The organism is Bradyrhizobium sp. BR14999, from assembly GCF_056106085.1.
The window spans coordinates 1,711,056-1,737,185 of record NZ_CM148536.1; the positions used below are offsets into that span (position 1 = coordinate 1,711,056).

Here is a 26,130-nt window from a genome sequence, read left to right on the forward strand (position 1 = left end):
GAAATAACTCCGCCACAACCAAAACTAGAACAGAACAAATAAGGAACATAAAAAGAGCCGGCGGTCAAGCGTGTGGCGCTTAGCAAGCTCTTTTGACAATCCCACCAACCCCGAATATATATTTCGCATGCGAACTAAAGTACCCCACCATCGGCTGATCTACCTGCTGAGCGTCGCGCAACGCCGGTTGCAGCGCTGGATGGCGGCTCGGCCCGAGAGCGAGGTGACGCCGGCGCAGGCCGGGCTGCTCTTCATCCTCGGCCGACAGGACGGCGTGCTGATGGGCGAGGCGGGCGCGGCGCTCGATCTTGGCCCGGCCGGCATTTCCGGCCTCGTCGACCGCACCGCGGCCGCCAAACTGATCGAGCGGCGAGCCGACCGCGAGGACGGCCGCGCCTGGCGGATCTGGCTGACGCCGAAGGGGCGCACCGCGCTGGCGCAGGCGAAAGCAGGCGCGGCGGAGGTCAACGCGGCGCTGACGGAAGGATTTACGGTTGCTGAGATCGACATCGTCGCGCGCTGGCTGACGAGCATTCAGGACAAGTTTCCAAGAGGAGTAGAGGAATGACCGAGCACGTCCGGATCGAGAGCAATGGCGGAATTCTCACGCTGACATTGGCGCGCCCCGACAAGAAGAACGCGCTCACGGACGCGATGTACGGCAAGCTCGCCGACAGCATCGAATCCGCCGAGTTCGATCCGTCGGCCCGCGTGATCCTGATCCGCGGCGAGGGCGACATGTTCACTGCCGGCAACGATGTCGGCGAATTCGCGGCGGTTGCTGCGGGCAAATCGGAAGGCAGCCGCAACGTCGTGCGCTTCATCCAGTCGCTGGCACGATGCACCCGGCCGCTGGTTGCGGCCGTGCAGGGCCGCGCCGTCGGTGTCGGCACCACGATGCTGTTGCATTGCGATCTCGTCGTGCTCGCCGACAATGCGCAATTGTCGACGCCGTTCGTCGGCCTGGCGCTGGTACCGGAAGCCGCCTCCAGCCTGTTGATGCCGGCGCGCATCGGCTATGCCCGGGCCTACGAGATGTTTGCGCTTGGCGAGACGGTGCCGGCGCAGGCCGCGCTGGAATGGGGCCTCGCCAACTGGGTGGTGCCGCTCGACCGGCTCGATACCGAGGCGCTCGCACTCGCCCAGCGTCTGGCCCGCCAGCCGGCCGGCGCGCTCATCGCCACCAAGCGGCTGATGCGCAATGGCGAGGCGCTGGTCGCGCAGATGAACGCGGAGGGCGAGCAGTTCGCGCAGCGCCTGCGCACCGCCGAAGCGCGCGAGGCATTCACCGCCTTTGCGGAGCGCCGTCCGCCTGATTTCACCAAGGTTGGGTGAAGGAACGCGGCCCTACCGGCAGGCACAACCGCGGGTATTTGATTAAAGCCTTAACCAAACCTTGGCATGTCGCGATGCAAGGTGGCCTATTCGTGACGAGTAGGCCCCGGCCCATGGCAATGTTTAAGAAATCGGTAAGCACGCTTCTCCTGGTGTTGATGGCGCTGCTGGCGGTTGGTGCGCTGACCAGCACGGCGATCCAGATGTTCGGCGCCTTCGGCCGCTACAGCGACAGTTTGGAAACCGAACGGCTCGCGAACGCCGACAAGGCGATCTTCCATGGCGTGCTGTCCTTGCGCAACAATCGCGGCGATGCTCAGAGCGCGCTGCTCGGCGAGGACGATCCGCGCGCCAAGCTGGGCGCCGCCGAGAAGGCAGAGCAGGCCGGCTTTGACGCCATCATGGCCGCGCTCTCCACCGTCGAATTCGCCCGCCGGGACGAGCTTGCGAGCACGTTGAAGCAGCGTTGGAGCGAGGCCGCGCCGAAATTCCAGCTGTTCTACGACGAGGCCAAGCTGCCGCGCGGCGAGCGCAAGGTGGAGCGCACCGCCGCCTGGTACGATGCCGTCACCAGGGTGATCGAGACCGCCAATCTCGCGTCCACCGCCGTGTCGAACCGCGCGTGGATGAACGATCCTTTCATCGCCCGCATGATCCAGGCCCGCCGCCTCGCCTGGCAGGTGCGCGACCGCTACGGCATCCAGTGCTCGACCCTGCGCCCGAACGTCAACAGCTCCAAGCCGCTGGACGAGACCCAGAAGCAGACCGTGGCCGGCTGGAACGGCATCGTCACAGCCGGCTGGACCGGCATGGAGGAGCTGCTGGCCGCGCCTGATGTGACCGCGGACCTCGCCAATGCGGCCAAGGAGGCGCGGGCCAAGACCAACGGTGTCCTCAAGCAGATCGGCGAGCTGACCAAAAGCTTCGACGGCAGCGGCCGTCCCGCGATGCCCGCCGCTGAATGGAACGCGCTTTGCCAGTCGCCGTTCGCGACCATCGTCGCCATCGCCAACAAGGCCCTCGACCAGTCGATCGCACGCGCGGAGACGGTTCAGCAGAAAGCCCTCACCAATCTGATCGTGCAGTCGCTCACGTTCCTGCTGGCGCTGGCCGTGACCCTGGCCGGCGTGTTCGTGGTGCGCAATCGCCTCATGCGCCCGGTGCGCGCCATTCTCGATGCCATAGCCCGCATCAGCGCGCGCGACTATGCGACTCCGGTGCCGCAATCCCGGCATCCCGACGAATTCGGCACCATGGCTGCCGCGCTCGAAAGCCTGCGCGAAAGCGCGGCCACCGCCGAACGCCTGGGCCAGGAGCGCGAATCGCAGCAGGCGCTCCAGCTCGCCCGCTCCGGCACCGTCGATGCAGCGTGCCACAGCTTCGACGATACGGTGCAGGCGGTCATCCAGAGCGTCGTAGCGTCGACGAGGGAGCTCGATGCCACTGCGACTGACGTGCGCTCGCTGGTTTCGGAATCGGGCAGCCAGACCGCGGCGGTCTCCTCCGCGGCCGAGCAGGCGACCAACAATCTCGAGACCATCGCGGCCGCGACCGAGGAACTCTCCGCATCCGTCGGCGAGATCTCCGCACAGGTGCAGTCCAGCGCCCGCGAGGCCCGCGAGGCCGTTGCGCAGGCCGAGCAGACCAATGCGACGGTGGAGATTCTCGACCAGACCGCAAGCCGCATCGGCGAGGTCGTGAAGATGATCAACGCCATCGCCGGCCAGACCAACCTCTTGGCCTTGAACGCCACCATCGAAGCGGCGCGCGCGGGCGAGGCCGGCCGCGGCTTTGCCGTGGTCGCCGGCGAGGTCAAGAGCCTTGCGGCGCAGACCGCAACCGCGACCGAAGAGATATCGCGCCAGGTTGAGGAAATCCAGGGCGCCACCGGCCAGGCCGTGGCTGCCATCCGTTCGATCGGCGGCGCCATCAGCGGCATTGACGAGAAGATGACGGCGATTGCCGCCGCCGTCGAGCAGCAGCGCGCGGCGACCACCGAGATCTCGCGCAACTTCCAGCAGGCCGCACAAGGCACCCGCGAGGTCACCGACACCATCGGCAGCGTCGCCAGGCTGAACCAGGAGACCGGCAACGCCGGCACGGTGTTGTCGGATTCCGTCAAGAAGATGTCGGCCGACGCCGATCGTCTCCGCGTCGCGGTCGAGGGCTTTTTGGGCGCCGTGAAGACCGCGTAGTCGCCTCGTAGTCTCCCTCAGTTCTTCCATCCAACGTCGCGCGGGCATTGCCGCCGGTCCGCGCGGCGGGTACATCTGTGCCGGCTCGCTTCGCGAGCGCTGAGACAGACGTAAGATACATCTGGGATGGAGAGTTCGATGCCGGTCACGCCACAACACAAGGTCCAGCGCCCCTATCGCGGCGTGTTCCCGGTCGCGCCCACCATCTTCGACGAGCGCGGCGAGCTCGACCTCGAGGGCCAGCGTCGCTGCATCGATTTCATGATCGATGCCGGCTCGAACGGCCTCTGCATCCTCGCCAATTTCTCCGAGCAGTTCGTGCTCACCGATGCCGAGCGCGAAACGGTGATGCATGCGGTGCTGCAACATGTGGCGGGCCGGGTTCCCGTGATCGTCACCACCACGCATTTCAGCTCGGCGGTCTGCGCCGCGCGCAGCCGGCAGGCCGAGGCGGCCGGCGCTGCCATGGTGATGGTGATGCCGCCCTATCACGGCGCGACCTTCCGCGTGCCCGAGAAAGGCATCGTCGAATTCTTCAAGGTGCTCTCGGACGCGATCAACATTCCCGTCATGATCCAGGATGCGCCGGTGGCCGGCACGCCGCTCTCCGTCGAGCTGCTCGCGCGGCTGGCACGGGAGCTCGCCAACATCCGCTATTTCAAGATCGAGGTGCCCTTCGCCGCCGCCAAGCTGCGCAGCCTGATCGAGGCGGGCGGCAAGGACATCGAGGGCCCCTGGGACGGCGAGGAGGCGATCACGCTGCTGGCCGATCTCGATGCCGGCGCCACTGGCGCGATGACCGGCGGCGGCTATCCCGACGGCATCCGCCAGATCATCGATCCCTATTTCGCCGGCAAGCGCGAAGAGGCGAAAGCCGCCTATGAGCGCTGGCTGCCGCTGATCAATTACGAGAACCGCCAATGCGGCCTGATCGCCTGCAAGGTGATGATGCAGGCCGGCGGCGTCATCAAGTCGGACACGGTGCGCCATCCGCTCCAGCCGCTGCATCCGGCGACGCGCGCGGGGCTGCTGGAGCTGGCCAAGGAGCGCGATGCGCTGGCGCTGCGGTGGGGGAAGTAGGGCGCAAATATACTCCGCTGTCGTCCCGGCGAAAGCCGGGATCCATAACCACGGCATTTGGTTTGGCGAAGATTCGGAGTTACCAGCTCGCGCCATAACCGCTCCCTGGGAGTATGGGTCCCGGCCCCCGTGCGCAATTGCGCACTAGGCCGGGACGACATCGAGGGTGAGGTACGCGATTGCCTCATCTCATCAGCCCATCTCGCCGGATGGCGTCGAATTAACGCGATTCCGCCCGTTTCCCGCAGCCCGGCGATGACATATTATACGTTCGCCAACCAGGGCCCTGCGGAGCAATCCCGAGACATCGCGTAACACCTCTTCATTATGCCGTTATCCCGAGCCAGGTTGGAGCGAACCGACAGAACAGGGAGGCAGTGCCATGACGATGAGGCCGGATCCCACCTTTCACGCATCGCCCAAGCTTGCGATGGAAGCACCAGCGGAGAACTTTGCCTACACGCTGCTGCTCAGTCCAGATTTCTCAAAACCTGATGCTCTCGCGGTCATCGACGCCAAGCCGGGATCGCCGACCTACAGCCAGATCGTCCACACCGTGACGATGCCCAACAAGGGCGATGAGTTTCATCACTTCGGCTGGAATGCCTGCTCCTCCGCCTTGTCGCCACTCGCCGGACATGCCTTCATCGAGCGGCGCTATCTCATCATCCCCGGACTGCGCTCGTCGCGGATCTACATCATCGACACCAAGCCGGATCCGACCAAAGCCAAGATCCACAAGATCATCGAGCCCGAGGAAGTCTTCAAGAAGACCGGTTACTCGCGGCCGCATACCATCCATTGCGGGCCGGACGGCATCTATGTGAGCACGCTGGGCGGCGGCGGCAAAGACGGCACCAACGGTCCTCCAGGCGTTTTCATCATGGATTGCGAGACGTTCGAGGTCCTGGGACGATGGGAGATCGACCGTGGTCCGCAGACGCTGCACTATGATTTCTGGTGGAACCTGCCGCGCGACTACATGGTGACGAGTGAATGGGCGTTGCCGCCGCAGTTCGAGAACGGGATCGTCCCGGAAGATCTGCTTGCGAATAAATATGGCCATCGTCTCCACTTCTGGGATCTTCGCGCCCGTCGCAACGTCCAGACCATCGACCTCGGCGCCAATCATCAGATGGCGCTGGAAGTACGGCCGGCGCATGATCCGGTTCGCGAGTACGGCTTCGTCGGCGTCGTGGTCGACACCACCAATCTCGAAGCATCGATCTGGACCTGGTGGCGAGACGGCGGGACATTCCACGTGGAGAAGACGGCGACGATCCCGCCCGAGCCCGCGCCAAAGGAGAAGCTCCCGCCGCTGCTGCAGGGCTTTGGTGCCGTGCCGCCGCTGGTGACCGATATCGACCTGTCGATGGACGATCGCTTTCTCTATGTCTCGTGCTGGGGCACGGGTGAAATGCGCCAGTACGACGTCAGTGATCCGCGCAAGCCAAAGCATGCAGGCTCGGTCCACATCGGCGGCATCGCGCGCCGCACCCCCCATCCCAACGGCAAGGCATTCGCGGCCGGCCCGCAGATGGTCGAGATCAGCCGCGACGGCAGGCGTGTGTACTGGACCAATTCGCTCTATTCCACCTGGGATGACCAGTTCTATCCAGACGGAGTTCCGGGCGTGGAGGTCATGGCCAATGTCGGTCGCGACGGCGGCCTCGAGCTCGACAAGGATTACTTCGTGAGCTTCCCCGACGGATATCGTGCGCACCAGATCAGGCTGGAGGGCGGCGATTGTTCGACGGACTCCTTTTGCTACCCGTCGGCCTAGATTGGGGACACGCGAGCCCGGCGCTTGGCTGGCTCTGGCTCGCGCTTGTTGCGAGCGGTCTCTATCACGGGATCAATCCGGGGATGGGATGGCCGCTCGCCGTTTCGGCCGGGCTCATGGACAAGAGCTCGCGCGCGCTCTTCCGTGCATTGTTGGCTCTGGCGGCCGGACATCTCCTGGCAACGCTTCTCGTTCTGCTGCCATTCGCGCTGCTGCTCGTGCTGGCCGAGTGGCAGCGCTCGATCCAGATCGGTGCGAGCCTTCTCGTCATCGGCTTTGGCGTCTATCGGCTGATCGAGCGGCGTCATCCGCGCACGCTGGCCCGAATTCCGCCAACGCAATTGGCGCTCTGGTCATTTGCCGTTGCTATCGCTCACGGCGCCGCCTTGATGCTCGTACCGATCTATCTCGGTCTCTGCCAAGCCTTCGACCTCGATGCCGGCCATGAGGCCGCCGGTGTGCTGATGAAGGCAAGTCTTGTGAAGGCAAGTCTCGGGATGGCGGTGCTGGTGTCTCTGGTGCACGTTGCCGCCATGATCGGCGCGGGCGGATGTCTGGCGTGGCTGGTCTACCGCTATCTGGGATTGAGGTTTGTCTCGCGAAGCTGGTTCAATCTGGATCTGATCTGGGCGGCCAGCCTCATCGTGGTTGGCGTCGTGGCGCTCACCTTCAATCTCTCGAGCTGGCGGTGAAGCCTACCGCGTCAAAGCCCACTCGCCGACGACGCGAAAGCGAGCCTTGGGATCATCCTGCTTGAACAGCGCGATGCGATCGATCGTCAGCGCATTGAGCTTCAATGTCGCAAACCGCGCCCGCAACATCTCCAGAATCGGCCCGCGGCGCTCGGCGTCCAGCCGTCCCGTCAGCGTCATGTGGAAGCGGAATTCTTCCATGACGTAAGGGTAACCCCAGCGGTCGAGATAGTCGCGGTGCCGCTCGCTGAGCTTCTCGGGCCTGCGACGCGCGCGGTCTTCCGCCGTCAGCTCGGTTCGAAAGGAATCGAAATCGCTGACGCAATCGGCGGCGAGCTGCTGGAGCGTGTGGACGGGCTCAGCCGGAATGACGGCAATGAAGCCGCTGATGGAATCGACGACCGGTCGGATCGCCGGGATCGGCCGCGGCTTGCCGGCGAATGCCGCACAGGCCGCCGCAAGCTCGGCCTCGGTTCTGCCGGCCGCCAGCGTCATCGGCGCCTTCAGCGTGCCGTGGAAGCCGTATTTGCGGGGATCGGCGGTGACGTCGCGCCAGTCGGCGGCGACATGCAGTGCCTCGCGCGGAAACGGCACCTCGTCGCCGGTGTAGGTATCGTAGCCGAGCAGCTCGGCGCCAAAGCGGGAGAGGGCGCTGTCGGCGCCGGCGGCAAAATAGATCGCGTAGCGGGAAAAACCTGTCATTGCCTCAGCATAGCCAATTCATGCCGCAACGACAGTCTCGCGTGGCATCGCCGCCGCTGTGAGCAGCCGCGTCGCATCGGTGAGATGCACGAGCTTGCCGCCTGATATCACCGCGATCAGCCGCGGCCGCAGCTTCACGCTGTCGTCGACCAAAAGAATGTCGGCGCGGCGTCCTTCCGCGAGGATGCCGCGATCGGTAAGGCCGGTTGCACGGGCAGGCCCGGCAGAGACCAAATCCCAGGCGTCGGTCAGAGGCAGCACGCCGTCGGCGGCGAGCCGGAATGCGGCCAGCAGCTGTGCGGGATAGTAATAGTCCGACGCCAGCACCGAGCAGAGGCCCTTGGCGATCATGTCCGATGCCCTGGTCCAGCCGGTATGGCTGCCGCCGCGCACGACGTTCGGCGCGCCATAGACGATGGCATCGCCGTGACTTGCTGCCGCCCGCGCCGTCTCCTCGTTGACCGGAAACTCGGCGATCATCGCACCGAGCTCGCGAAACTCCTGGCGCATCGCCGGCGTCGCGTCGTCATGCGAGAGCATCCGCACTGCGACGGCCTGGGCGGCAGCGGCCAGCCGCGACACGGAGGCTGGAACGTCGGCAGCGCGTGCCACCACGCGTTCGACCAGCCGGTCAAATTCCTCGCTCGATAGCCCGGTGCGCTCGACCATGCGATTGCGCTTGCGTGGCTTGGCCATATCGGCAACGGTGCCGTCCATGTGGTCATTGAAGGCGAACAGGTCGACGCGGCCTTCCGCGAGCCACTGGCTGATCTCGGCCTCTGCATCGAGATTGTAGGTCTCATGCCGGAGGTGGAAGCGGGTGTCGGCGGCGAATTGCGGACGCTGCCGCTCGATCGCCTCCATCAGGCCGCGCGCATTGTCGGCGCTGCGCAGGCCCGGCTCCCACGAGCAGGTCGTGGCGTGGAACACCGTGGTAATGCCGTTGCTGATCGCTTGGCGGTCGCTGTCGGCGAGCGCGACGTCGATCGGAAAATCGACGCCGGCGCGCGGCATCATCTGGCGCTCGAAGGCATCGCCATGCAGATCGACGATGCCGGGCAACACCAGCAGGTTGCGGGCGTCGATGGCGAGCCGCGCGCGGCCGCGGGAAGTATCGACCTGCGCGATATCAGTTCCGGACACGAGAAGGGAGGTTTCGACGAGCTCGGCGCCGATCAGGGCCCGGCCGCCTTCAAGGAAAATGTCTGTCACGCGACCGCGCTTCGTTTGCTGGCAGGAGAACCGGTGAAAGAGCTCGCCCGTGCTTCGTATGTCGCGAGGAAATCTTCAATCCCGAGCTTGCGGAAATCGGGCAGCGCTTCACGCAATTTGTCGTGATCCCAGTCCCACCAGGCGAGCTTGGCGAGCCGTCCGGCGATCTCCTCCGAGAACCGCCGCCGCACGATGCGGGCCGGATTGCCGGCGACGATGGTGTAGGCCGGCACGTCCTTGGTGACGATGGCGCCGGCCGCGATCACCGCGCCGGTGCCGATGTTGCGGCCCGGCAGCACGATCGCGCCATGACCGATCCAGACGTCGTGACCGATATGGACGTGATGCTGGCGCCGCCAGTCGAAGAACTCGGTGTCGTCGCTCTCGCCCTCGAAGTAGGCGCTCGAACGATAGGTGAAGTGCGCCTGCGTCGCGCGGTGCATCGGATGATTGCCGGGATTGATCCGCGTCATCGCGGCGATCGAGCAGAATTTTCCGATCGTCGTGTAGGTGATCTGGGCGTCGTTGACGACATAGGAGTAATCGCCCATCGTCACTTCATGCAGGATCGTGCGTGCGCCGACCTCGGTGTAGGCGCCGAGCCTAGCCTCGTGCAGCTTGGCCGAGGGATCGATGGTCGGCTGAATCGAAAGAGCTTTGGCGGCCATGTCGTATCCGAAGCGCGAGGGTGGGGCGTTCCTCTTCGAGCGGCTTGATGACAATGTCATGACGCGGCGATGACAGGGGATGACGTGTGTTGGATCGCCGCACCGCAACGCGGATGTCACACAAGTGTTAAGCGCCGGCGTTAGCGGTGGGCTCCAGTTAATCTGGAGTGCTGCATGCTGGTGGTGGAAGGTCTGACGTGTCGCTTCGGTGCAAAAGCCGCGGTGGACGACGCTTCGTTTCAAGTCTCCCCCGGCGGCTTCGTCGGTGTGATCGGACGGTCCGGCGCCGGCAAGTCGACCCTGCTGCGGACCATCAATCGGCTGGTGACGCCGACTGAGGGGCGCATCCTGTTCGACGGCATCGACGTCACCGCGCTGCGCGGCAAGGAGTTGCGGCAGTGGCGGGCGCGTTCGGCGATGATCTTCCAGCAGTTCAACCTGGTCGGCCGGCTCGATGTTCTCACCAACGTCCTGATGGGGCGCCTCGCAACGATGCCGGCTTGGCGCTCGCTGTCGCAGCTCTGGCCCGAGCAGGACAAGGCTCTGGCGATGTCCGCGCTGGAGCAGTTCGACATCGCCGCGCTCGCCGCCCAGCGCGCCGACCAGCTCTCCGGCGGCCAGCAGCAGCGTGTCGCGATCGCCCGCGCGCTGGTGCAGCAGCCCGATATCATCCTCGCCGACGAGCCGATCGCCTCGCTCGATCCGCGCAACACCAAGATCGTGATGGATGCGCTGCTGCGCATCAACAAGCATTTCGGCATTACGGTGCTCTGCAACCTGCATTCGCTCGATCTGGCGCGCAGCTATTGCCACCGCCTGATCGGCATGGCCGCGGGCCGCGTGGTGTTCGACGGCGCGCCGTCGGCGCTGACCGATCGCGTGGCGCGCGAGCTCTACGATCTCGAAGCCGCCGACGTCATGGGCGGCATGCCTGTCCCGGCGCCCGAAGGCGTTCCGGCGCTCGGGACGGCCGCGGCGGCCTGAGCCTCGCCTGTTTAGTTCAAGTCTTTGCGTCAACCGACCTCAACCGATGAAGAGGGTATCATGATCACTCGCAGATTAATCCTCGCCGGCGCCGCCGCGCTTGCGTTCACGACCTCCGCCTCCGCGGACGACTGGAAAACCAAATATCCGGAATTGACCTTCGCGGTCGTGCCGGCGGAGAACGCCTCCGGCGTCACCGAGCGCTGGGCGCCGTTCATGAGCTATCTCTCCAAGGAATTGGGCGTGAAGGTCACGTTGCGCATCGCCAACGACTACGCCGCCGTCATCGAAGGCCAGCGCGCCGGCAACATCCATATCGCGAGCTACGGCTCGGCCTCGTTCGCGCGCGCACGTCTGACCGGCGTCAAGACCGATGCCTTCGCCAACGACATCAACGCCGACGGTTCGACCGGCTACTATTCGGTGTTCTTCGTCAAGGCGAGCAGCGCCTACAAGAAGGTCGATGACCTCAAGGGCAAGAATCTCGGCCTCGTCGATCCGAACTCGACCTCCGGCAACAATGTGCCGCGCTTCGAGCTCGACAAGATGGGCATCCACGATGCCGACAGCTATTTCAGCAAGGTCGTCTTCACCGGCAGCCACGAGAACGCGATGCTGGCGCTGGCGCAGGGCACGGTCGACGTTGCCGCCAACCAGTGGACCAGCGATGACGATTCGACGCTGGCGCAGATGCTGACCAAGGGTATGCTGAAGAATGCCGATGGCTCGGCGATGAAGAAGGACGACTTCCGCATCATCCACAAGTCGGCGCCGATCATCAACGGTCCCTACGCCTACAACTCGGATCTCCCGGAAGATGCCAAGGCCGCCATCGCCAAGGCGTTCTTCGACGCTCCGAGTAAGGACAAAGCAGCATTCGACCGTCTCTCCGACGGCCAGAAGAAGGGTTTTCATCCCGCCACCACCAAGGACTGGGATGGCACGATCGAGCTGATCAAGTTCGTCGATGCGCTGCGTAAGAAGAAGGCGTCCTGATCTCAGGACGAGCTACTCGAGCCGGGTCGACGGACCCGGCTCTTTCTCTTTGTGCGCCCAGCATGGGCGCACTCTTATGGGTGAAAGTCCCATCGTAAGCTGATCATGGCGAGCGAAGTGAAGCGCAACTGCATGAGGGCGACCGAATGTGGGGAGGAAGCGTGGATCGAAGCTGCGGGCCGATGGACAAGAACCGGATAGAAGGCGCTGCCGACCAGGGCGAGCGGGCAAAGGACCGCGAAGCTCTCATGATCAAAGGGAAGCGGCGTAGATCCGGCGGTCGTGCAGTGAAGGAGTGCGTTCTTACCTGGGGAGACCTTGCCTCACGTCCGAAAGGGCGACGGTGTCGAGCCGGAGCGAGGGGGCAGCAGAGGTCGTAGTAGCCGGGGGTACGGCGAGGAGCCCGCATCCCGGCGAAGGACCGAACGAGGAGGAGTGTTAGGCACCATGCCGATGTGGGGAGCACCGCGTCAGATGCCTGCGCAAGCAGGGCGGCTCGAGGAAGGACGCGGTGAAGCCGCGTGGGCCTCGGGCAGTGACGAAGCTCGCCGCCCGCGGCCTGCAAAGCAAAGCACGGGGTCGGCGCTGCTATTGGCGGCGCTGACGAGAGAGAACCTGCAACGGGCGTTGCAACGGGTGCGGGCCAACAAAGGCGCAGCCGGTGTCGATGGTCTGGATGTTGATCAGACTGCCGAACATCTGCGTACGGCGTGGCCCGTCATCCGGGAACAGCTGTTGCAGGGGACGTACCGGCCCAGTCCGGTACGTCGGGTGACCATTCCCAAGCCTGAGGGTGGCGAGCGCGAGCTTGGCATCCCCACGGTGACGGATCGGTTGATCCAGCAGGCGCTGCTGCAAGTGCTGCAGCCCATCCTTGATCCCACCTTCAGCAAGCATAGCTACGGCTTCCGCCCGGGTCGAAGCGCACATGAGGCCGTCCTTGCGGCGCAGTCATATGTGCAATCGGGGCGCCGGATCGTGGTGGACGTGGACCTGGAGAAGTTCTTCGACCGGGTCAACCACGACATCCTCATGGACCGTCTTCAGCAACGGATCGCAGACCCCGGAGTGATCCGGCTGATCCGGGCGTATCTGAACAGCGGGATCATGAGCGATGGCCTGGTTCAGCAGCGGATGATGGGCACGCCGCAAGGCGGGCCGCTATCGCCGCTGCTGGCGAATGTCCTGTTGGATGAAGTGGACAGGGAGCTGGAACGTCGAGGCCATTGCTTCGTGCGCTATGCCGACGATGCGAACGTTTACGTCCGCAGCCGCCGGGCTGGTGAGCGGGTGATGGCGCTGCTTCGGCGGCTCTACGGCAAGCTGCGTCTGACGGTCAACGAGACCAAGAGCGCAGTGGATTACGTGTTTGGTCGCAAGTTCCTGGGCTACAGCTTTTGGGTGGCTCCGGGCGGCGTGATCAAGCGCAAGGTCGCCGTCAAACCGCTGATGACGTTCAAGCAACGTATCCGGCAACTGACCAGCCGCAGTGGCGGGCGCAGTCTGCCGGACGTGATGGACCGCCTGCGGTCCTACGTTCTGGGCTGGCGGGCTTACTTCCGGCTGGCGCAAACGCCAAAGGTCTGGCGCGAGCTGGACAAGTGGCTGCGCCATCGGGTGCGTGCAATCCAGCTCAAACAATGGAAACGCGGCAAGACCATGTACAGGGAACTGATGGCGCTTGGGGCCAAACCGGATGTGGCGCGGCAGGTGGCGGCGAACAGCCGGCGCTGGTGGCGCAACAGCGGCATGCTCCTCAACGCCGCGCTGACCCTCGACTGGTCCAACCGGCTCGGACTACCCCGACTCTCATGACCTCAACTTCTCGAACCGCCCGGTGCGGACCCGCATGCCGGGTGGTGTGGCAGGGGAGCGACCATACAAGGTCGCCCCCTATGCCGATTTACAGGCCACTCTCCCTGACAAGATGACCGTCGCGGTTTCGATCCTCCCCGAGCAGCAGCTTGCCGTGCTCAACGCCGCCTATCGCCAGGCGGTCGCGCGCAGGCGATGGCGTCTCCTGTTGGGAGCCGGTATCTTTGCCGCAGCGCTGGTTCTCGCCGCGATCGGCGCCGAGGTGAATTTGCGCACGCTGTTCACCTATTTCGGCAACTTCATCAGCTATTTCGACCGCATCCTCACGCTCGACAGCGGCCAGCGGGTCTGGACCGATATCGGCGAGTGGCTGTGGGGCTGGCGCAAATGGCTGAGGATGCTGGGCGAGACGCTGCTGATCTCCTATGTCGGCACGCTGATCGGCGCGACCTTCGCCTTTGCCCTGAACTTCTTCGCGGCGGAGAACACCTCGCCCGCGCCCTGGCTGCGCTTCGTCGTGCGCCGCCTGCTCGAATTCGCCCGCACCGTTCCCGGCATCGTGTTCGCACTGGTGTTCGTCATCGCCTTCGGGCTCGGACCCATGGCCGGCGTGCTCGCGATCGCGATCCACTCCACCGGCGCGCTTGGAAAATTGTTCTCGGAGATCGTCGAGAATGCCGACATGAAGCCGGTCGAGGGAATCCGCTCGACCGGTGCGAGCTGGCTCTCCTGCATGCGCTTCGCCGTGGTGCCGCAGGTGACCGCAGGTTATGCCAGCTACGCGCTGCTGCGCTTCGAAATCAATGTCCGCGAAGCCTCGGTGATGGGTTTTGTCGGCGCCGGCGGCATCGGCCAGGAGCTCGTCGTCGCCATCCGCAAGTTCTACTACTCGGACGTCAGCGCCATCCTGCTCACCATCATCGTCACCGTCTTCATCATCGACATCACCACCGGCTGGCTGCGCGGCCGCCTGTTCGGCAAGGAGGCGCGGACGTGACGAAGCCGCAGCAGGTCGACACGCGAGAGATCCGCGCGCGCTACCCCGATGTATTCGACCGGCCGGCCTCGGCGCGGCTTGCAACGCCCGCGATGATCGTCGCGGCGTTCGCGATCCTCACCTACGGCCTGGTCGATCTCGACTTCTCGCCGTCGCGGTTCCTCGCCGGCCTCAGCCAGCTCGGCTGGATCAGCCTGATGATGATCCCGCCCGATCCCGGCTCCTCGCTGCCGGTCTATCTGAAAGCGCTGGGCGAGACGCTGTCGATCGCGCTGCTCGGCACGACGCTGGCGGCGCTGTTCGCGCTGCCGGTCAGCCTGCTCGCCGCGCGCAACGTGGTACCGTCAATCATCCTGCGTTTCCCGGTTCGCCGCTTCCTCGATTCGATCCGCGGCGTCGACACGCTGATCTGGGCGCTGGTGTGGATCAATGTGGTCGGGCTCGGCCCGTTCGCCGGCGTGCTTGCCATCGCCGTGTCGGATTTCGGCGCCTTTGGAAAACTGTTCTCGGAGGCGATCGAGGGCGCCGACCAGAAGCAGGTCGAAGGCATCCGCGCCTCCGGCGGCAGCGCGCTGCACGAGATCCGCTTCGGGCTGCTGCCGCAGGTTTTGCCCGTGATCGCCGGCCAAGTGCTCTATTTTATCGAATCCAACACCCGCTCGGCCACCATCATCGGCATCGTCGGCGCCGGCGGCATCGGCCTCCAGCTCGCCGAGCAGATCCGCGTGCTGGAATGGCAGAAGGTATCGTTCCTGATCCTGATGATTTTGGTCGCGGTTGCCGCGATCGATTTCATCTCGGGCAAGCTGCGCTTTGCGATTATCGGGCGACGGGCAGTGGCATAGCTCTTCCTTCTCCCCTTGTGGGAGAAGGTGGCGCGAAGCGCCGGATGAGGGGTATGTCTCCACAAGCTCAGATCTGGATTTGTGGAGACATACCCCTCACCCGTCTCGCCGCTATCGCGGCGAGCCACCCTCTCCCACAAGGGGAGAGGGAAAAGAGTCCCCTACGACTCCACCAGAAACTCCACCCGCTCCGCCGCAAACCGCGAGTGCTTAGTCACCAGCGGCTTGCCGTCGAGAGCGTGGTCGGTCGCATCGACCACCAGGATCGGACGTCCCAGCGCAAGATCGAGCCGGGCGGCGTCCGTCGCATCAACGATGCCGGCGGTGATCCGGGTCGCGCCGCGGCGGTAGTCACGAATGCCGTAGTGCTCCAGCAACTTCGTCATCGAGCGTGTCGTGGCGAACACGGCGCCCGCGCCCGGAAACAATTCCGCCGATAGCCAGGTGGTGGAGACGCAGATCGGCGTGCGGTCGGCGAGGCGGATCGCCTCGATTCGCACCAGCGGCGCGCCGGTCTTCAGGCCGAGCTCGCGCGCCAGCTCGCGGGTTGCGACATCGTCGGACGCCTCGATCAACTGGCCGCGCGGCTCGCGGCCGCCGGCGCCGACGATCTCGGAGAAGCGCGTGCGCGAGCGCAGCGGATAGGCGAGCTTCTGCGCCTCGACATAGGTTCCGCTGCCGCGCTCGGCCCGCACCAGGCCGCGCTCGGCAAGCGCGGCCAGCGCGCGCCGCACGGTGTGGCGGTTCACGCGGTAGGTTTCGGCGATCTCCATCTCGCCCGGTAATTTGTCGCCGGCGGCAAAGCGGCCGTCGGCGATGCCGCGCTCGATGCCGTCGGCGACGAGGCGCCACAACGCGACGCCCGACGATGCAGTGTCTTGCATGCTCATATCGCCGGTCAGCCTAGCCCAGAAATCACGCCTTTGTCACGAAACAGTCATGGCGCTCCCTTATGAAGTTGTCTAGTATCATAGACAACTTAGAATCGGCAAGTTCGGTGAATCCGTGACCCAGCACAACAACCAGCAAGCCCAGCGCAAGGCCGCGATGGCCGTGCTGGCGCACGCGGAGGCGGGCGAGATCGCCGCTCGCCTCCGCAACTTAAGCATCCCGGCCCATCAGGATCTGCGCGAGGGCGAAAACGGTCTCGTCATGCTGCGCGGCCGGGTCGGCGGCGACGGTGCGCCGTTCAACCTCGGCGAAGCCACGGTGTCGCGCGCTGCGGTCCGGCTTGCCAGCGGCGAGGTCGGCTTCGGCTACACGCTCGGCCGTGATGGTGAGAAGGCGCGGCTGATCGCGCTGTGCGACGCGCTGGTGCAGTCCAGCGATTTCGGCTCAGCCGTCGAGCGCGACGTGATCGCGCCTTTGCGCGCGCAGCTTATGACGAAGCGCCAGCAGGCGGCGGCGCAGACTGCCGCGACGAAGGTTGATTTCTACACCATGGTGCGCGGTGAGGGGTGAGATCATGACCACGATTGCGGAACTGCCGCCGGGATTTGCCGACAAGGTGTTGTCGGCGCAATCGACCTTCCGCTCGGTGATGGACGCGATGGCGCGGCCGGGTTCGGTCCAGCGCATCGTGCCGACAGCCGGAACGCCCCATACGATGATGCGCGGCACCGCTGCGATCGCGCTGACGCTGTTCGACCACGACACGCCGCTCTGGATCGATGCGCGCATGGCGCAAAATTCCGACGTGGTGAAGTGGCTCAAGTTCCACACCGGCGCGCCGGTGGTGCAGGACTCCTCGATTGCGAGCTTCGCATTGATCGGCGCCGGCGCCGCGCTTCCGCCGCTCGAGCGCTTCGCGCTAGGCACCAACGAATATCCGGATCGTTCGACCACACTGATCCTGCAGGTCGATAGCCTGGGCTCGGGACGCAGCTTCGAGCTGCGGGGACCCGGCATCGACGGCGTCGCCACGCTCCAGGCGTCGGTCAAGCCGTTCGACCTGTTCGACCGCCTGCGGTTCAACGAGCCGCTGTTTCCGCGCGGCCTCGATGTGGTGCTGGTCGCCGATGATGCCGTGATTGCGATCCCGCGCACCACGCGCGTCGCGAACAAGGGAAGCTGAAGCATGTATGTCGCAGTCAAAGGCGGCGAACGCGCCATCGAGAACGCCCATCGCCTGCTTGCCAATGCGCGGCGCGGCGACCAAGGCGTTCCGGAAGTCACGCTCGACCAGATCTCGGAGCAGCTCGGCCTCGCCGTCGACCGCGTCATGAGCGAAGGCTCGCTCTATGACCGCGAGCTCGCAGCGCTCGCGATCAAGCAGGCGCGCGGCGACCTGATCGAGGCGATCTTCCTGGTCCGCGCCTTCCGCGCCACGCTGCCGCGCTTCGGCGTGAGCGAGCCGGTCGACACCGGCGCGATGCGCGTGCAGCGGCGGGTGTCCTCGACCTTCAAGGACATTCCGGGCGGCCAGATCCTCGGGCCGACCTTCGATTATACCCACCGCCTGCTTGATCCCTCGCTCGCCGAAGGCTTTGTACCGGAAGCGCCGGCGACAGCCGAAGCCTCGACCGCGGCCACGCCGCGCGTGACTGATATTCTCGGCCGGGACGGGCTGATCGAGTCTTCGCCGCATGCCGAAGACGGTGCCAGCGTCGGCGATCTCACCCGCGAGCCGCTGAATTTTCCGGCGGACCGCGATCTGCGCCTGCAAAATCTGGCGCGTGGTGACGAGGGCTTTCTGCTGGCGATGGGCTATTCCACCCAGCGCGGCTATGGCCGCAACCATCCCTTCGCCGGCGAGATCCGCTTCGGCGAGGTCGAGGTCGAATTCTTCGCCGAGGAGGTCGGTTTCGCCGTGCCGCTCGGCGCGATCGAGCTGACCGAGTGCCAGATGGTCAACCAGTTCAAGGGATCGGCGACGGAAGCGCCGTGCTTCACCCGCGGCTACGGCCTCGCCTTCGGCCAGAGCGAGCGCAAGACCATGTCGATGGCGCTGGTCGACCGCGCACTGCGTGCCCGCGAGCTTGGCGAGGAGGCGCTCGCCCCGGCGCAAGATGAGGAATTCGTGCTGTCGCATTCGGACAACGTCCAGGCGACCGGCTTCGTCGAGCATCTCAAGCTGCCGCACTATGTCGACTTCCAGTCCGAGCTCGGCCTGCTCCGCAAGCTGCGTCAAGAATTTGCCGATGCCAATGCTGAGCCCATGAAGGAGGCCGCGGAATGAACGCGCCCGCCTACAATTTCGCCTATCTCGACGAGCAGACCAAGCGGATGATCCGCCGTGCGATCCTCAAGGCGATCGCGATCCCCGGGTATCAGGTGCCGTTCGCCAGCCGCGAAATGCCGATGCCCTATGGCTGGGGTACCGGCGGCGTGCAGGTCACCGCCGCGATCCTGGGACCTGAGGACGTGCTGAAGGTGATCGATCAGGGTTCCGACGATACCACCAACGCGATCTCGATCCGCAAGTTCTTCGCCAAGACCGCGGGCGTCGCCACGACGACGGCGACGGATGAGGCGACCGTGATCCAGACCCGTCACCGCATTCCGGAGACGGCGCTGAATGAAAACCAGGTGGTGGTCTATCAGGTGCCGATCCCGGAGCCGCTGCGCTTCCTCGAGCCGCGCGAGACCGAGACGCGGCGCATGCATGCGCTCGCCGAATACGGCTTGATGCATGTGAAGCTCTATGAGGACATCGCCCGCTTCGGCCATATCGCGACCGCCTATGCCTATCCGGTGAAGGTGAACGCGCGCTATGTGATGGATCCCTCGCCGACGCCGAAATTCGACAATCCCAAGATGGACAATTGTCCGGCGCTGCAATTGTTCGGCGCCGGCCGCGAGAAGCGCATCTATGCGATTCCGCCCTACACGCAGGTGGTGTCGCTCGATTTCGAGGACCACCCGTTCGAGCCCTACCGCTTCAACGCGCCCTGCGCGCTGTGCGGCGCCGAAAATTCATATCTCGACGAGATCGTCACCGACGACAGGGGCGGACGCATGTTCGTCTGCTCGGATAGCGATTATTGCGAGGGACGGCAGGCCGCCGGCCATCACGGCAGCCTCAGCGCCGCGCCGTACAAGGAGAAGGCGGGCTCACATGGTTGATCAAGATTTGGCTGATCTCGATACGCCCGAAAATGACCAGCCGCTGCTGGTCGCGGAGGCGCTCAGCAAGTCCTTCGGCCGCATCGCCGCCTGCCGCGACGTTTCCTTCGCGCTCTATCCCGGCGAAGTGCTGGCGATCGTCGGCGAGTCCGGCTCGGGCAAGTCGACGCTGCTGCAAATGCTGTCGGGCCAGCTCGCGCCGAGCGCCGGCCACGTCTCCTACCGGATGCGCGACGGAATCACTCGCGATCTGACCACGCTGGGCGAAGCCGAGCGGCGCTTCCTGTTCCGCACTGACTGGGGCTATGTGCACCAGGATCCCGCGCAGGGCCTGCGCATGGCGGTCTCGGCCGGCGCCAATGTCGGCGAGCGACTGATGGCGGTCGGCTGGAATCATTACGGCCGTATCCGCGATACCGCGTCGGACTGGCTGACGCGCGTCGAGATCGACGTCGCGCGCATCGACGATGCGCCGCGCACCTATTCCGGCGGCATGCGCCAGCGCCTCCAGATCGCGCGCAACCTCGTCACCGGGCCGCGGCTGGTGTTCATGGACGAGCCGACCGGCGGCCTCGATGTCTCCGTGCAGGCCCGCCTGCTCGACCTCCTGCGCAGCCTGGTCGCCGAGCTGCACCTCGCCGTCATCATCGTCACCCACGATCTTGCGGTGGCGCGCCTGTTGTCGCACCGCGTAATGGTGATGAAGGGCGGCCGCGTCATCGAGACCGGTCTCACCGACCAGGTGTTCGACGATCCCCGCGAGCCCTATACGCAACTCCTCGTCTCCTCGATTCTCCCGCCATGAGCTTTTCGATGACCGCAATGATCGACGTTGCCGATGCCCAAAAGACCTTTACGATGCACCTGCAAGGCGGCATCGAATTGCCGGCCGTGCGCGGCGTGACCTTCCACGTCGATCCCGGTGAGTGCGTCGTGCTGTCGGGGCCATCCGGCGCCGGCAAGTCGTCGATCCTGAAGATGATTTTTGGCAACTACCGCTGCGATAGCGGCCGCATCGGCATTCGTCATCGCGGCGCGCTGATCGATCTCGCCAGTGCCGAGCCGCGACAGGTGCTCAACGTTCGCCGTTCCACCATCGGCTATGTCAGCCAGTTCCTGCGGGCGGTGCCGCGGGTTGCCACCATCGACGTCGTGGCCGAGCCGCTGATCGTCAACGGCCTGGCGCGCGCTGAAGCGCAGCAGCGCGCAGGCAGCCTCCTGCATCGCCTCAACATCCCCGAGCGGCTCTGGCGGCTTCCGCCCGCGACCTTCTCCGGCGGCGAGCAGCAGCGCGTCAACATCGCGCGCGGCTTCATCTCGGATTTGCCGATCCTGCTGCTGGACGAGCCGACCGCCTCGCTCGATGCCGCCAACCGCGCCGTCGTGGTCGAGCTGGTCACTGAAAAAAAGCGCCAGGGCGTCGCCATGGTCGCCATTGTCCACGACGACGAAATCCGTCATCTGATTGCCGACCGCATCGTCGACGTCACCAGCTTTGCCGCCGCGGCCTGAAGGAAGAGGGAAATGAACGCCAAGCCGAAGGACACCGTCATCGCCAACGCCAGGATCGTGCTGGCCGACCGGGTGATCGAGCAGGGCTGGCTTGCTCTCGCGGGCGGACGCATCGCCGAGATCGGCGAGGGCAGGGCGCCCGCCGGAGCCGAGGATGCCGGCGGCGACCTTATCATGCCGGGTCTGATCGAGCTCCACACCGACCATCTCGAGGCGCATTACGTGCCGCGGCCAAAAGTGTTCTGGAATCCGGTCGCCGCCGTCATCTCGTATGACGGCCAGCTCGCGACCTCGGGCATCACCACCGTGTTCGATTCGCTCCGGGTCTGGCGCGAGGAGGGCGCGGAGGAAGTCGACGGCCGCGCCGGCGTGCTCGCCGCCGCAATCACGACCGCGCGCGATGCCAGCCTGTTGCGTGCCGACCATTTCCTGCATCTGCGCTGCGAAATCCCGATGCCGAGCGTGGTCGAGGAGGCCAAGGAGCTGATCGACCGTCCCGACGTCAAGCTGATGTCGCTGATGGATCATACCCCCGGCCAGCGCCAGTTCCGCGACGAGGTCAAGCTGCGCGACTATTATCGCGGCAAGGGCGGCGGCAAGACCGACGCCGAGCTCGACGAGCTGTTCGCAAAGCGCTTCGAGTACCAGAAGCAATATGCCGCGACCAACATGCGCGAGATCGTGGCGCTGGCGCATCAGTACAAGATTCCGCTGGCGAGCCATGACGACACCACCGAGGAGAACGTAGCGGACGCCGTGCGCGACGGCGTCGCCGTGGCGGAGTTCCCCACCACGCTGGAGGCCGCCCGCGGCCTGCACCAGTCCGGCATCGACATCCTGATGGGCGCGCCCAATGTCGTGCGCGGCGGCTCGCACTCCGGCAACATCGCCGCCGTCGATCTCGCGCGTGAAGGCCTGCTCGATATCCTGTCGTCGGATTACATCCCGTCGAGCCTGCTGATGGGTGCGCTGCAACTACCCGAACATGTGCCTGCGATCGATCTGCCGTCGGCGATCCGCACCGTGACCAAGGCGCCTGCCGATGCGGTCGGACTCACCGATCGCGGCGAGGTCGCGATCGGCAAGCGCGCCGACCTGATCCGCGTGCATGTTGCCGGCAGCGTTCCCGTCGTCCGCAGCGTCTGGCGCGAAGGGAGCCGTGTCGCATGAGCGAAACCGCGGCCATGGCGCAGGGCTTGGCAGGCGGGACTGGTCCCGGGCGGCTGGTGCTCGTGATCGGTCCCAGCGGCGCCGGTAAGGATACGCTTTTGCGGCTCGCACAGGCGGCGTGTAGCGAGGATCACGATATCTTCTTTCCACGCCGCGTCGTGACGCGGGAATCCTCCGGTCACGAAGACAATGTCGCGCTCGGCCCCGACGAATTCCGCCGCGCGCAGCAGCATGGCGATTTCGCCGTACACTGGGAGGCGCACGGACATTGCTACGCGCTGCCGCTCGAGATCAACGACGATATCCGTGCCGGACGCACGGTCGTCGTCAACGTCTCGCGCACGGTGATCGGCGCGTTGCGCCAAACCTATGCCAATGTCGTGGTGGTCGCGATCACGGCGCCGCCGGACGTGCTGGCGCAGCGGCTTGCCGCGCGGGCGCGGCATAGCGACGGCAACATCGCGGAGCGGCTGTCGCGCAGCGTCGATGATGCGCAGGCGCAGGCCGATGTCACCATCCTCAACGCCGGCAGCGCGGAGTATCATAGCCGCCAGCTCCTGCGGGTGATCAGGAACGAAGGCTGGCAGGAATAACCAGCGCAACCAGGAGAGTGGAATGTCGGTGATCGAAACGGTCGAACAGCTGGAGGCCATCTACGGCGTCACCAACGATGCCTCGACCGTGAAAGTCGCCGACCATGTCACGCCGCTCTATCGGATCTTCATTGAGAAGGCGCCGTTCGCGGCGCTTGCGACCATTGGACCGGAGGGGATCGACTGCTCGCCGCGCGGCGACCTGCCCGGCTTCGTCCGCATTCACGACTCCAAGACGCTGATGTTGCCGGACCGGCGCGGCAACAACCGGGTCGATTCCTTGCGCAACATCGTGCGCGATCCCAGGGTGTCGCTGATGTTCCTGATTCCCGGCTCCGGCAATGCGGTCCGGGCCAACGGCCGCGCCCATCTCTCGATTGATCCCGAGCTGCTGGCCTCGTTCAAGGTCGAAGGCAAGGCACCGCGCAGCGTTATGGTGATGAGCGTGGACGAGATCTATTTCCAGTGCGCCCGCGCCATCGTCCGCTCCGACCTCTGGAATCCCGACAAGCGCGTCGATCCCAAGACCCTGCCGACGCCCGGCCAGATCCTGGCCGAGATGAGCGAGAACAGAATCGGCGGCGAAGAATATGATCGCGCCTGGCCCGCGCGCGCCGCCGCGACGATGTGGTGAGTCTCCGTTCTCTCTCGTCTCCCTCGCCCCGCTCTTGCGGGGAGAGGGCGGGGTGAGGGGCTCTCTCCGCGTATGAGATCGTCGATAGACCTGTACCCCCTCACCCGGATTGCATCTTCGATGCAATCCGACCTCTCCCCGCAAGCGGGGCGAGGTGAAGAGGGCGCCGGCCGCTCCCGCTAATTAAACGCCATGCCGCCGCTCAGCGCGATGGTCTGCCCGGTCATGTAGGCATTATCGACCAGCAGCATCGCGGCCTTCGCCACCTCCGCCGCCGTGCCAAAGCGGCCGAGTGGGATGCGGCTGACGAGTTGCGACTGGCCGCTCATCATGTCGGTCTCGATCAATGACGGCGCCACCGCATTGACGGTGATGCCTTGCTTCACGAGGCGCGCCGCATAACCTCGCGTGAGGCCTTCCAGACCGGCCTTGGATGCATTGTAATGCGGCCCGATGGCGCCGGCACCGCGCGCGGCGCCCGAGGAGATGTTGACGATGCGCCCCCACTTCCTCGCGCGCATCGACGGCAGCACCGCCTGCGTGCACAGGAAGACGGATTTCAGATTGACCAGGATGGTCCGGTCGAAATCGTCTTCGGTGAGATCATCGACGCCGCGCGTGATGGCGATGCCGGCATTGTTGACGAGGATGTCGATCGGCCCAAGCCCGGCCGTGGCGCGCTCGACCATGCCGGCTACGGCCTCGCGCTGCGAGACGTCGGCGGCGATCACGATCGCGCGGCCGCCCTGCCTGCCGATCTCACCTGCGAGCTGCTCGGCCTGGCCGATCTGCTCGCGGCAGTTGATCGCCACGGCGGCGCCTGCATCCGCCAGCGCGCGACAGACGGCCGCGCCAATGCCGCGCGAGCCGCCGGTGACGAGCGCCGTGCGCCCCTTTAGGTCTTCCGCCATCTCTGGACCTCCCAAATTCTGCGTCGTAGCGGCGAGAAGCCTATCATGCTGGGCCGGGCGCACGTGTTGAACTCATCGCGAGATGAATCCGGCTGTCAGCGCTTCCTGCGGGAGAAGCGCCCGGGCCTGCCGCTGCCAAATATGGATAGCCATTTCATTGACCAATCGCGGCAATCGCTCGATATTCGCAGCATCGAAACTGCTCCTTGAGCCGAAGCTGCGATATGAGAACCGATCACCAGCGAAATCCAGGCAACATGCATGCGTGCATGACGCGTCGCTGTTTCTCGGCGGCCACCGGCGCCTGTTGTTGTTGCTGACCGCCTCCTAGCAGCATCCAATATTGCAAATCGCAAGACAGGAACGCCGAAACCTCGGCGAACGAGCAGTCATGTCCCAAACCCAATCGAACGCCTACATCATCGAAATCCAAGACCGCGCCGCCGGCATCATCACCAGAGACGCGCGTGGCTTCCGCTTCTTCTCCTCGGAGCGCCTGTTCGACAGTCTCGAAGGCCGTCAGTTCCGTTCGGCGCGCGAGGCCGAGCGCGCCGCCCACGCGGTGTTGTCCGAGCGGAGCCGGCGCCTGAGCTGATCAGCGCCGGCGCGTCCTGGTGCGTGCCGCCTTCTTGGCGGCGGCGGAGCGGGCCTTGGCGCCCTTGGTGCGGCTCGCTTTCCGCGCAGCGGCCGAACGCGACGCCGCGGTTCGCACGCTCGCGGCGCGCTTGGCCTGCTTCGACAGCGCGCTGCGCGACGCTGTGGAGCGCGGCTCCTTCTTCAGGACGTTCTCGACGGCGCGCGATACGCGCGGCCGGCGCTTCGGGGTGCGTTTGCCCTGACCGGCCTCGTAGGCATATTTGGCGCTGCGGCGCGTCGACTTCTTGGTGCGCCCCTTGCGCGGCGGCGGCAGATCGACGCCGGCGCGGCGCGCCTCGGACAGGCCGATGGCGATGGCTTGCTTTGTCGACCGCGCGCCATGCTTGCCTTTCCTGATCTTGTCGATTTCGTCCTTGACGAATTCGCCGGCCTGCGTGCTTGCCGATTTGCCGGCGCGCTTGTCCTGCTTGGCTTTGCGGATGATTTCCTGTCTTGGCATGGGTCGAGTTCCCTTTGAAATCACAGGGATGCAACGCGCAAGGCAGCCGATTGATCCTTTTTCAGTTCCTCAGCGCCGCCAGCAATTCATCCGGGCGCTCGGCCATGATCATGTGTCCTGCGCCCGGCACGATGACGGTCTTCGCCTGCGGGATCGCCGCCGCCAGCGCCTTGCCGGCTTTCGCCGGAGTCATCATGTCCCGCTCGCCGAGAATGAGCGTGGTCGGCACCTTCACGCTCGCGGCGGCTTGAAGCGCATTCGCATAGGCATTGCAGGCCGACAGATCCCTGAACAGCACGCCCGGCTCGCAATGCTTCAACACGGCCTGTGCGCCGCCATGCATCCAAAGGCCCGGCGCGAGGCTGCCGCCGAGCTCGGCCTTGAAGCCGAGGCCCCAGATCGAGACCATGTCGACGGCATCCTGGTCGTTGGCTTCGGCGGCCTTCAGCAGATCCGGGCCGACCGTCATGGTCGCGGCGGTGCCGATCAGGCTCAGCGCGGAGACCTTGTCCGGATGCCGCGCCGCCGTCTCCAGCGAGATTAGCGAGCCCATGGAATGGCCGATCAGGTGCGCCTTCGCGGCTCCTGCCGCATCCAGCAGCGCCGCCGTCCAGTCGGCCATCTCAGCGATGGTCGACAGCGACGGACCGGCCGAGCGGCCGTGGCCGGGCATATCAGGCGCCAGCACCGAAAAGCCGTGATGGGCGAACCAGCGCGTGTGCAGCGCCCAGGTCGAATGGTCGAAGCCGGCGCCGTGGATGAAGACGACCGCAGGCAGGGTATTGTCGAAGTCGCGGCCGCCGGTTGCGACAAACACCTCAGTGCCGTTGACGGAGAGCTTCATG

29 protein-coding genes are annotated in these 26,130 nt (G+C 65.4%); 22 read left to right on the top strand and 7 right to left on the bottom strand.

What is annotated here, in order from left to right:
• Positions 1-127: 127 nt before the first annotated feature.
• The 6 genes from ACR9YP_RS07890 to ACR9YP_RS07915 all read left to right on the top strand — a co-directional run bounded on the left by ACR9YP_RS07890 (position 128) and on the right by ACR9YP_RS07915 (position 7,085).
• On the top strand, positions 128-568 hold the full coding sequence (locus ACR9YP_RS07890; protein WP_438103349.1) for a MarR family winged helix-turn-helix transcriptional regulator: 441 nt from the start codon (positions 128-130) through the stop codon (positions 566-568).
• Complete coding sequence (locus ACR9YP_RS07895) at positions 565-1,335, top strand: enoyl-CoA hydratase (RefSeq protein WP_438103347.1); 771 nt, start codon at positions 565-567, stop codon at positions 1,333-1,335. Before ACR9YP_RS07890 ends, ACR9YP_RS07895 begins: the two co-directional genes overlap by 4 nt.
• A 113-nt stretch (positions 1,336-1,448) precedes the next feature.
• Positions 1,449-3,530, top strand: coding sequence for a methyl-accepting chemotaxis protein (locus ACR9YP_RS07900; protein ID WP_438103345.1), 2,082 nt, complete (start codon positions 1,449-1,451; stop codon positions 3,528-3,530).
• Positions 3,531-3,668: 138 nt separating this feature from the next.
• Positions 3,669-4,610 carry a dihydrodipicolinate synthase family protein gene (locus tag ACR9YP_RS07905; protein ID WP_438103343.1) on the top strand — a complete coding sequence of 314 codons (942 nt, stop codon included), beginning with the start codon at positions 3,669-3,671 and terminating at the stop codon, positions 4,608-4,610.
• Positions 4,611-4,992: 382 nt separating this feature from the next.
• Positions 4,993-6,393, top strand: coding sequence for a selenium-binding protein SBP56-related protein (locus ACR9YP_RS07910; RefSeq protein WP_474219325.1), 1,401 nt, complete (start codon positions 4,993-4,995; stop codon positions 6,391-6,393).
• An 83-nt stretch (positions 6,394-6,476) separates the two neighbouring features.
• Complete coding sequence (locus ACR9YP_RS07915; RefSeq protein WP_438110439.1) at positions 6,477-7,085, top strand: hypothetical protein; 609 nt, start codon at positions 6,477-6,479, stop codon at positions 7,083-7,085.
• 3 nt (positions 7,086-7,088) lie between these two features.
• Here ACR9YP_RS07915 and ACR9YP_RS07920 read toward each other — a convergent pair whose 3' ends face one another.
• From ACR9YP_RS07920 to ACR9YP_RS07930, 3 genes are read right to left on the bottom strand one after another with little or no spacing between them, the layout of a single operon-like run.
• Entirely contained in the window at positions 7,089-7,787 is a 699-nt protein-coding gene (locus tag ACR9YP_RS07920) for a DUF1045 domain-containing protein (RefSeq protein ID WP_438103341.1), read from the bottom strand.
• A gap of 18 nt (positions 7,788-7,805) precedes the next feature.
• A complete protein-coding gene (locus tag ACR9YP_RS07925) occupies positions 7,806-8,999 on the bottom strand; it encodes an alpha-D-ribose 1-methylphosphonate 5-triphosphate diphosphatase (RefSeq protein WP_438103339.1) in 1,194 nt (397 codons plus the stop codon).
• A complete protein-coding gene (locus ACR9YP_RS07930) occupies positions 8,996-9,667 on the bottom strand; it encodes a transferase hexapeptide repeat family protein (protein WP_438103337.1) in 672 nt (223 codons plus the stop codon). The genes ACR9YP_RS07925 and ACR9YP_RS07930 overlap by 4 nt, the downstream gene beginning before the upstream one ends.
• Before the next feature lie 174 nt (positions 9,668-9,841).
• On the opposite strand from ACR9YP_RS07930, the gene phnC reads away from it, so the two are divergent.
• The 5 genes from phnC to phnE (ACR9YP_RS07955) all read left to right on the top strand — a co-directional run bounded on the left by phnC (position 9,842) and on the right by phnE (ACR9YP_RS07955) (position 15,304).
• Complete coding sequence (gene phnC / locus ACR9YP_RS07935; protein WP_474219326.1) at positions 9,842-10,651, top strand: phosphonate ABC transporter ATP-binding protein; 810 nt, start codon at positions 9,842-9,844, stop codon at positions 10,649-10,651.
• 60 nt (positions 10,652-10,711) lie between these two features.
• Entirely contained in the window at positions 10,712-11,647 is a 936-nt protein-coding gene (phnD, locus tag ACR9YP_RS07940; protein WP_438103336.1) for a phosphonate ABC transporter substrate-binding protein, read from the top strand.
• 453 nt (positions 11,648-12,100) lie between these two features.
• The gene (gene ltrA, locus ACR9YP_RS07945; RefSeq protein ID WP_474221005.1) at positions 12,101-13,462 is read left to right on the top strand and encodes a group II intron reverse transcriptase/maturase; all 1,362 of its coding nucleotides are present in this window, start codon (positions 12,101-12,103) and stop codon (positions 13,460-13,462) included.
• A gap of 112 nt (positions 13,463-13,574) precedes the next feature.
• Entirely contained in the window at positions 13,575-14,459 is an 885-nt protein-coding gene (phnE, locus tag ACR9YP_RS07950) for a phosphonate ABC transporter, permease protein PhnE (RefSeq protein ID WP_438103334.1), read from the top strand.
• Positions 14,456-15,304: a phosphonate ABC transporter, permease protein PhnE gene (phnE, locus tag ACR9YP_RS07955; protein ID WP_474219327.1), complete on the top strand. Its 849-nt coding sequence runs from the start codon at positions 14,456-14,458 to the stop codon at positions 15,302-15,304. Before phnE (ACR9YP_RS07950) ends, phnE (ACR9YP_RS07955) begins: the two co-directional genes overlap by 4 nt.
• A 161-nt stretch (positions 15,305-15,465) precedes the next feature.
• Here phnE (ACR9YP_RS07955) and phnF read toward each other — a convergent pair whose 3' ends face one another.
• A complete protein-coding gene (gene phnF, locus ACR9YP_RS07960; protein WP_128931091.1) occupies positions 15,466-16,194 on the bottom strand; it encodes a phosphonate metabolism transcriptional regulator PhnF in 729 nt (242 codons plus the stop codon).
• Between the two features lie 157 nt (positions 16,195-16,351).
• On the opposite strand from phnF, the gene phnG reads away from it, so the two are divergent.
• From phnG to ACR9YP_RS08005, 9 genes are read left to right on the top strand one after another with little or no spacing between them, the layout of a single operon-like run.
• Positions 16,352-16,765, top strand: a complete 414-nt coding sequence (gene phnG / locus ACR9YP_RS07965) for a phosphonate C-P lyase system protein PhnG (protein ID WP_474221006.1) — start codon at positions 16,352-16,354, stop codon at positions 16,763-16,765.
• A gap of 4 nt (positions 16,766-16,769) precedes the next feature.
• Positions 16,770-17,378, top strand: a complete 609-nt coding sequence (gene phnH, locus ACR9YP_RS07970) for a phosphonate C-P lyase system protein PhnH (protein WP_438103332.1) — start codon at positions 16,770-16,772, stop codon at positions 17,376-17,378.
• Positions 17,379-17,381: 3 nt separating this feature from the next.
• Positions 17,382-18,482 carry a carbon-phosphorus lyase complex subunit gene (locus ACR9YP_RS07975; RefSeq protein ID WP_438103330.1) on the top strand — a complete coding sequence of 367 codons (1,101 nt, stop codon included), beginning with the start codon at positions 17,382-17,384 and terminating at the stop codon, positions 18,480-18,482.
• Positions 18,479-19,369: an alpha-D-ribose 1-methylphosphonate 5-phosphate C-P-lyase PhnJ gene (locus ACR9YP_RS07980; RefSeq protein WP_438103328.1), complete on the top strand. Its 891-nt coding sequence runs from the start codon at positions 18,479-18,481 to the stop codon at positions 19,367-19,369. The genes ACR9YP_RS07975 and ACR9YP_RS07980 overlap by 4 nt, the downstream gene beginning before the upstream one ends.
• Positions 19,362-20,174: a phosphonate C-P lyase system protein PhnK gene (gene phnK / locus ACR9YP_RS07985; RefSeq protein ID WP_474219328.1), complete on the top strand. Its 813-nt coding sequence runs from the start codon at positions 19,362-19,364 to the stop codon at positions 20,172-20,174. Before ACR9YP_RS07980 ends, phnK begins: the two co-directional genes overlap by 8 nt.
• 8 nt (positions 20,175-20,182) lie before the next feature.
• Entirely contained in the window at positions 20,183-20,881 is a 699-nt protein-coding gene (phnL, locus tag ACR9YP_RS07990) for a phosphonate C-P lyase system protein PhnL (protein WP_474219329.1), read from the top strand.
• Positions 20,882-20,893: 12 nt separating this feature from the next.
• A complete protein-coding gene (locus tag ACR9YP_RS07995; protein ID WP_474219330.1) occupies positions 20,894-22,051 on the top strand; it encodes an alpha-D-ribose 1-methylphosphonate 5-triphosphate diphosphatase in 1,158 nt (385 codons plus the stop codon).
• Entirely contained in the window at positions 22,048-22,644 is a 597-nt protein-coding gene (gene phnN, locus ACR9YP_RS08000) for a phosphonate metabolism protein/1,5-bisphosphokinase (PRPP-forming) PhnN (protein WP_438103324.1), read from the top strand. Before ACR9YP_RS07995 ends, phnN begins: the two co-directional genes overlap by 4 nt.
• Positions 22,645-22,666: 22 nt before the next feature.
• Positions 22,667-23,278 (top strand): pyridoxamine 5'-phosphate oxidase family protein, encoded by a 612-nt coding sequence (locus tag ACR9YP_RS08005; protein ID WP_474219331.1) that lies wholly within the window; start codon positions 22,667-22,669, stop codon positions 23,276-23,278.
• Positions 23,279-23,457: 179 nt separating this feature from the next.
• Here the strand turns inward: ACR9YP_RS08005 and ACR9YP_RS08010 are convergent, their stop codons facing one another.
• Positions 23,458-24,189, bottom strand: coding sequence for an SDR family NAD(P)-dependent oxidoreductase (locus ACR9YP_RS08010; protein WP_438103323.1), 732 nt, complete (start codon positions 24,187-24,189; stop codon positions 23,458-23,460).
• A gap of 45 nt (positions 24,190-24,234) precedes the next feature.
• Here ACR9YP_RS08010 and ACR9YP_RS08015 point away from each other — a divergent pair, with 45 nt between their 5' ends.
• Positions 24,235-24,399: a hypothetical protein gene (locus tag ACR9YP_RS08015; protein ID WP_438103321.1), complete on the top strand. Its 165-nt coding sequence runs from the start codon at positions 24,235-24,237 to the stop codon at positions 24,397-24,399.
• Positions 24,400-24,580: 181 nt separating this feature from the next.
• Positions 24,581-24,784 (top strand): hypothetical protein, encoded by a 204-nt coding sequence (locus ACR9YP_RS08020; RefSeq protein ID WP_128942870.1) that lies wholly within the window; start codon positions 24,581-24,583, stop codon positions 24,782-24,784.
• On the opposite strand, the gene ACR9YP_RS08025 is transcribed toward ACR9YP_RS08020, so the two are convergent.
• Both ACR9YP_RS08025 and ACR9YP_RS08030 read right to left on the bottom strand, forming a co-directional pair.
• Positions 24,785-25,285: a DUF6496 domain-containing protein gene (locus tag ACR9YP_RS08025; RefSeq protein WP_438103319.1), complete on the bottom strand. Its 501-nt coding sequence runs from the start codon at positions 25,283-25,285 to the stop codon at positions 24,785-24,787.
• Positions 25,286-25,346: 61 nt separating this feature from the next.
• A complete protein-coding gene (locus ACR9YP_RS08030; RefSeq protein WP_474219332.1) occupies positions 25,347-26,129 on the bottom strand; it encodes an alpha/beta fold hydrolase in 783 nt (260 codons plus the stop codon).
• Position 26,130 lies beyond the last annotated feature (1 nt).

Coding starts and splice junctions, on each gene's coding strand:
- ACR9YP_RS07895 (WP_438103347.1), top strand. CDS start 565: ATGACCGAGCACGTCCGGATCGAGAGCAATGGCGGAATTCTCACGCTG.
- ACR9YP_RS07915 (WP_438110439.1), top strand. CDS start 6,477: ATGGGATGGCCGCTCGCCGTTTCGGCCGGGCTCATGGACAAGAGCTCG.
- ACR9YP_RS07905 (WP_438103343.1), top strand. CDS start 3,669: ATGCCGGTCACGCCACAACACAAGGTCCAGCGCCCCTATCGCGGCGTG.
- ACR9YP_RS07975 (WP_438103330.1), top strand. CDS start 17,382: ATGTATGTCGCAGTCAAAGGCGGCGAACGCGCCATCGAGAACGCCCAT.
- phnC (WP_474219326.1), top strand. CDS start 9,842: ATGCTGGTGGTGGAAGGTCTGACGTGTCGCTTCGGTGCAAAAGCCGCG.
- ACR9YP_RS08015 (WP_438103321.1), top strand. CDS start 24,235: ATGCTGGGCCGGGCGCACGTGTTGAACTCATCGCGAGATGAATCCGGC.
- phnN (WP_438103324.1), top strand. CDS start 22,048: ATGAGCGAAACCGCGGCCATGGCGCAGGGCTTGGCAGGCGGGACTGGT.
- ACR9YP_RS07910 (WP_474219325.1), top strand. CDS start 4,993: ATGACGATGAGGCCGGATCCCACCTTTCACGCATCGCCCAAGCTTGCG.
- ACR9YP_RS07900 (WP_438103345.1), top strand. CDS start 1,449: ATGGCAATGTTTAAGAAATCGGTAAGCACGCTTCTCCTGGTGTTGATG.
- phnD (WP_438103336.1), top strand. CDS start 10,712: ATGATCACTCGCAGATTAATCCTCGCCGGCGCCGCCGCGCTTGCGTTC.
- ACR9YP_RS07920 (WP_438103341.1), bottom strand. CDS start 7,787: ATGACAGGTTTTTCCCGCTACGCGATCTATTTTGCCGCCGGCGCCGAC.
- ACR9YP_RS08025 (WP_438103319.1), bottom strand. CDS start 25,285: ATGCCAAGACAGGAAATCATCCGCAAAGCCAAGCAGGACAAGCGCGCC.
- ltrA (WP_474221005.1), top strand. CDS start 12,101: ATGTGGGGAGCACCGCGTCAGATGCCTGCGCAAGCAGGGCGGCTCGAG.
- ACR9YP_RS07890 (WP_438103349.1), top strand. CDS start 128: ATGCGAACTAAAGTACCCCACCATCGGCTGATCTACCTGCTGAGCGTC.
- ACR9YP_RS07930 (WP_438103337.1), bottom strand. CDS start 9,667: ATGGCCGCCAAAGCTCTTTCGATTCAGCCGACCATCGATCCCTCGGCC.
- ACR9YP_RS07995 (WP_474219330.1), top strand. CDS start 20,894: ATGAACGCCAAGCCGAAGGACACCGTCATCGCCAACGCCAGGATCGTG.
- phnF (WP_128931091.1), bottom strand. CDS start 16,194: ATGAGCATGCAAGACACTGCATCGTCGGGCGTCGCGTTGTGGCGCCTC.
- ACR9YP_RS08030 (WP_474219332.1), bottom strand. CDS start 26,129: ATGAAGCTCTCCGTCAACGGCACTGAGGTGTTTGTCGCAACCGGCGGC.
- phnE (WP_438103334.1), top strand. CDS start 13,575: ATGACCGTCGCGGTTTCGATCCTCCCCGAGCAGCAGCTTGCCGTGCTC.
- phnK (WP_474219328.1), top strand. CDS start 19,362: ATGGTTGATCAAGATTTGGCTGATCTCGATACGCCCGAAAATGACCAG.
- ACR9YP_RS08010 (WP_438103323.1), bottom strand. CDS start 24,189: ATGGCGGAAGACCTAAAGGGGCGCACGGCGCTCGTCACCGGCGGCTCG.
- ACR9YP_RS08005 (WP_474219331.1), top strand. CDS start 22,667: ATGTCGGTGATCGAAACGGTCGAACAGCTGGAGGCCATCTACGGCGTC.
- phnH (WP_438103332.1), top strand. CDS start 16,770: ATGACCACGATTGCGGAACTGCCGCCGGGATTTGCCGACAAGGTGTTG.
- ACR9YP_RS07980 (WP_438103328.1), top strand. CDS start 18,479: ATGAACGCGCCCGCCTACAATTTCGCCTATCTCGACGAGCAGACCAAG.
- phnL (WP_474219329.1), top strand. CDS start 20,183: ATGACCGCAATGATCGACGTTGCCGATGCCCAAAAGACCTTTACGATG.
- phnG (WP_474221006.1), top strand. CDS start 16,352: ATGGCCGTGCTGGCGCACGCGGAGGCGGGCGAGATCGCCGCTCGCCTC.
- ACR9YP_RS08020 (WP_128942870.1), top strand. CDS start 24,581: ATGTCCCAAACCCAATCGAACGCCTACATCATCGAAATCCAAGACCGC.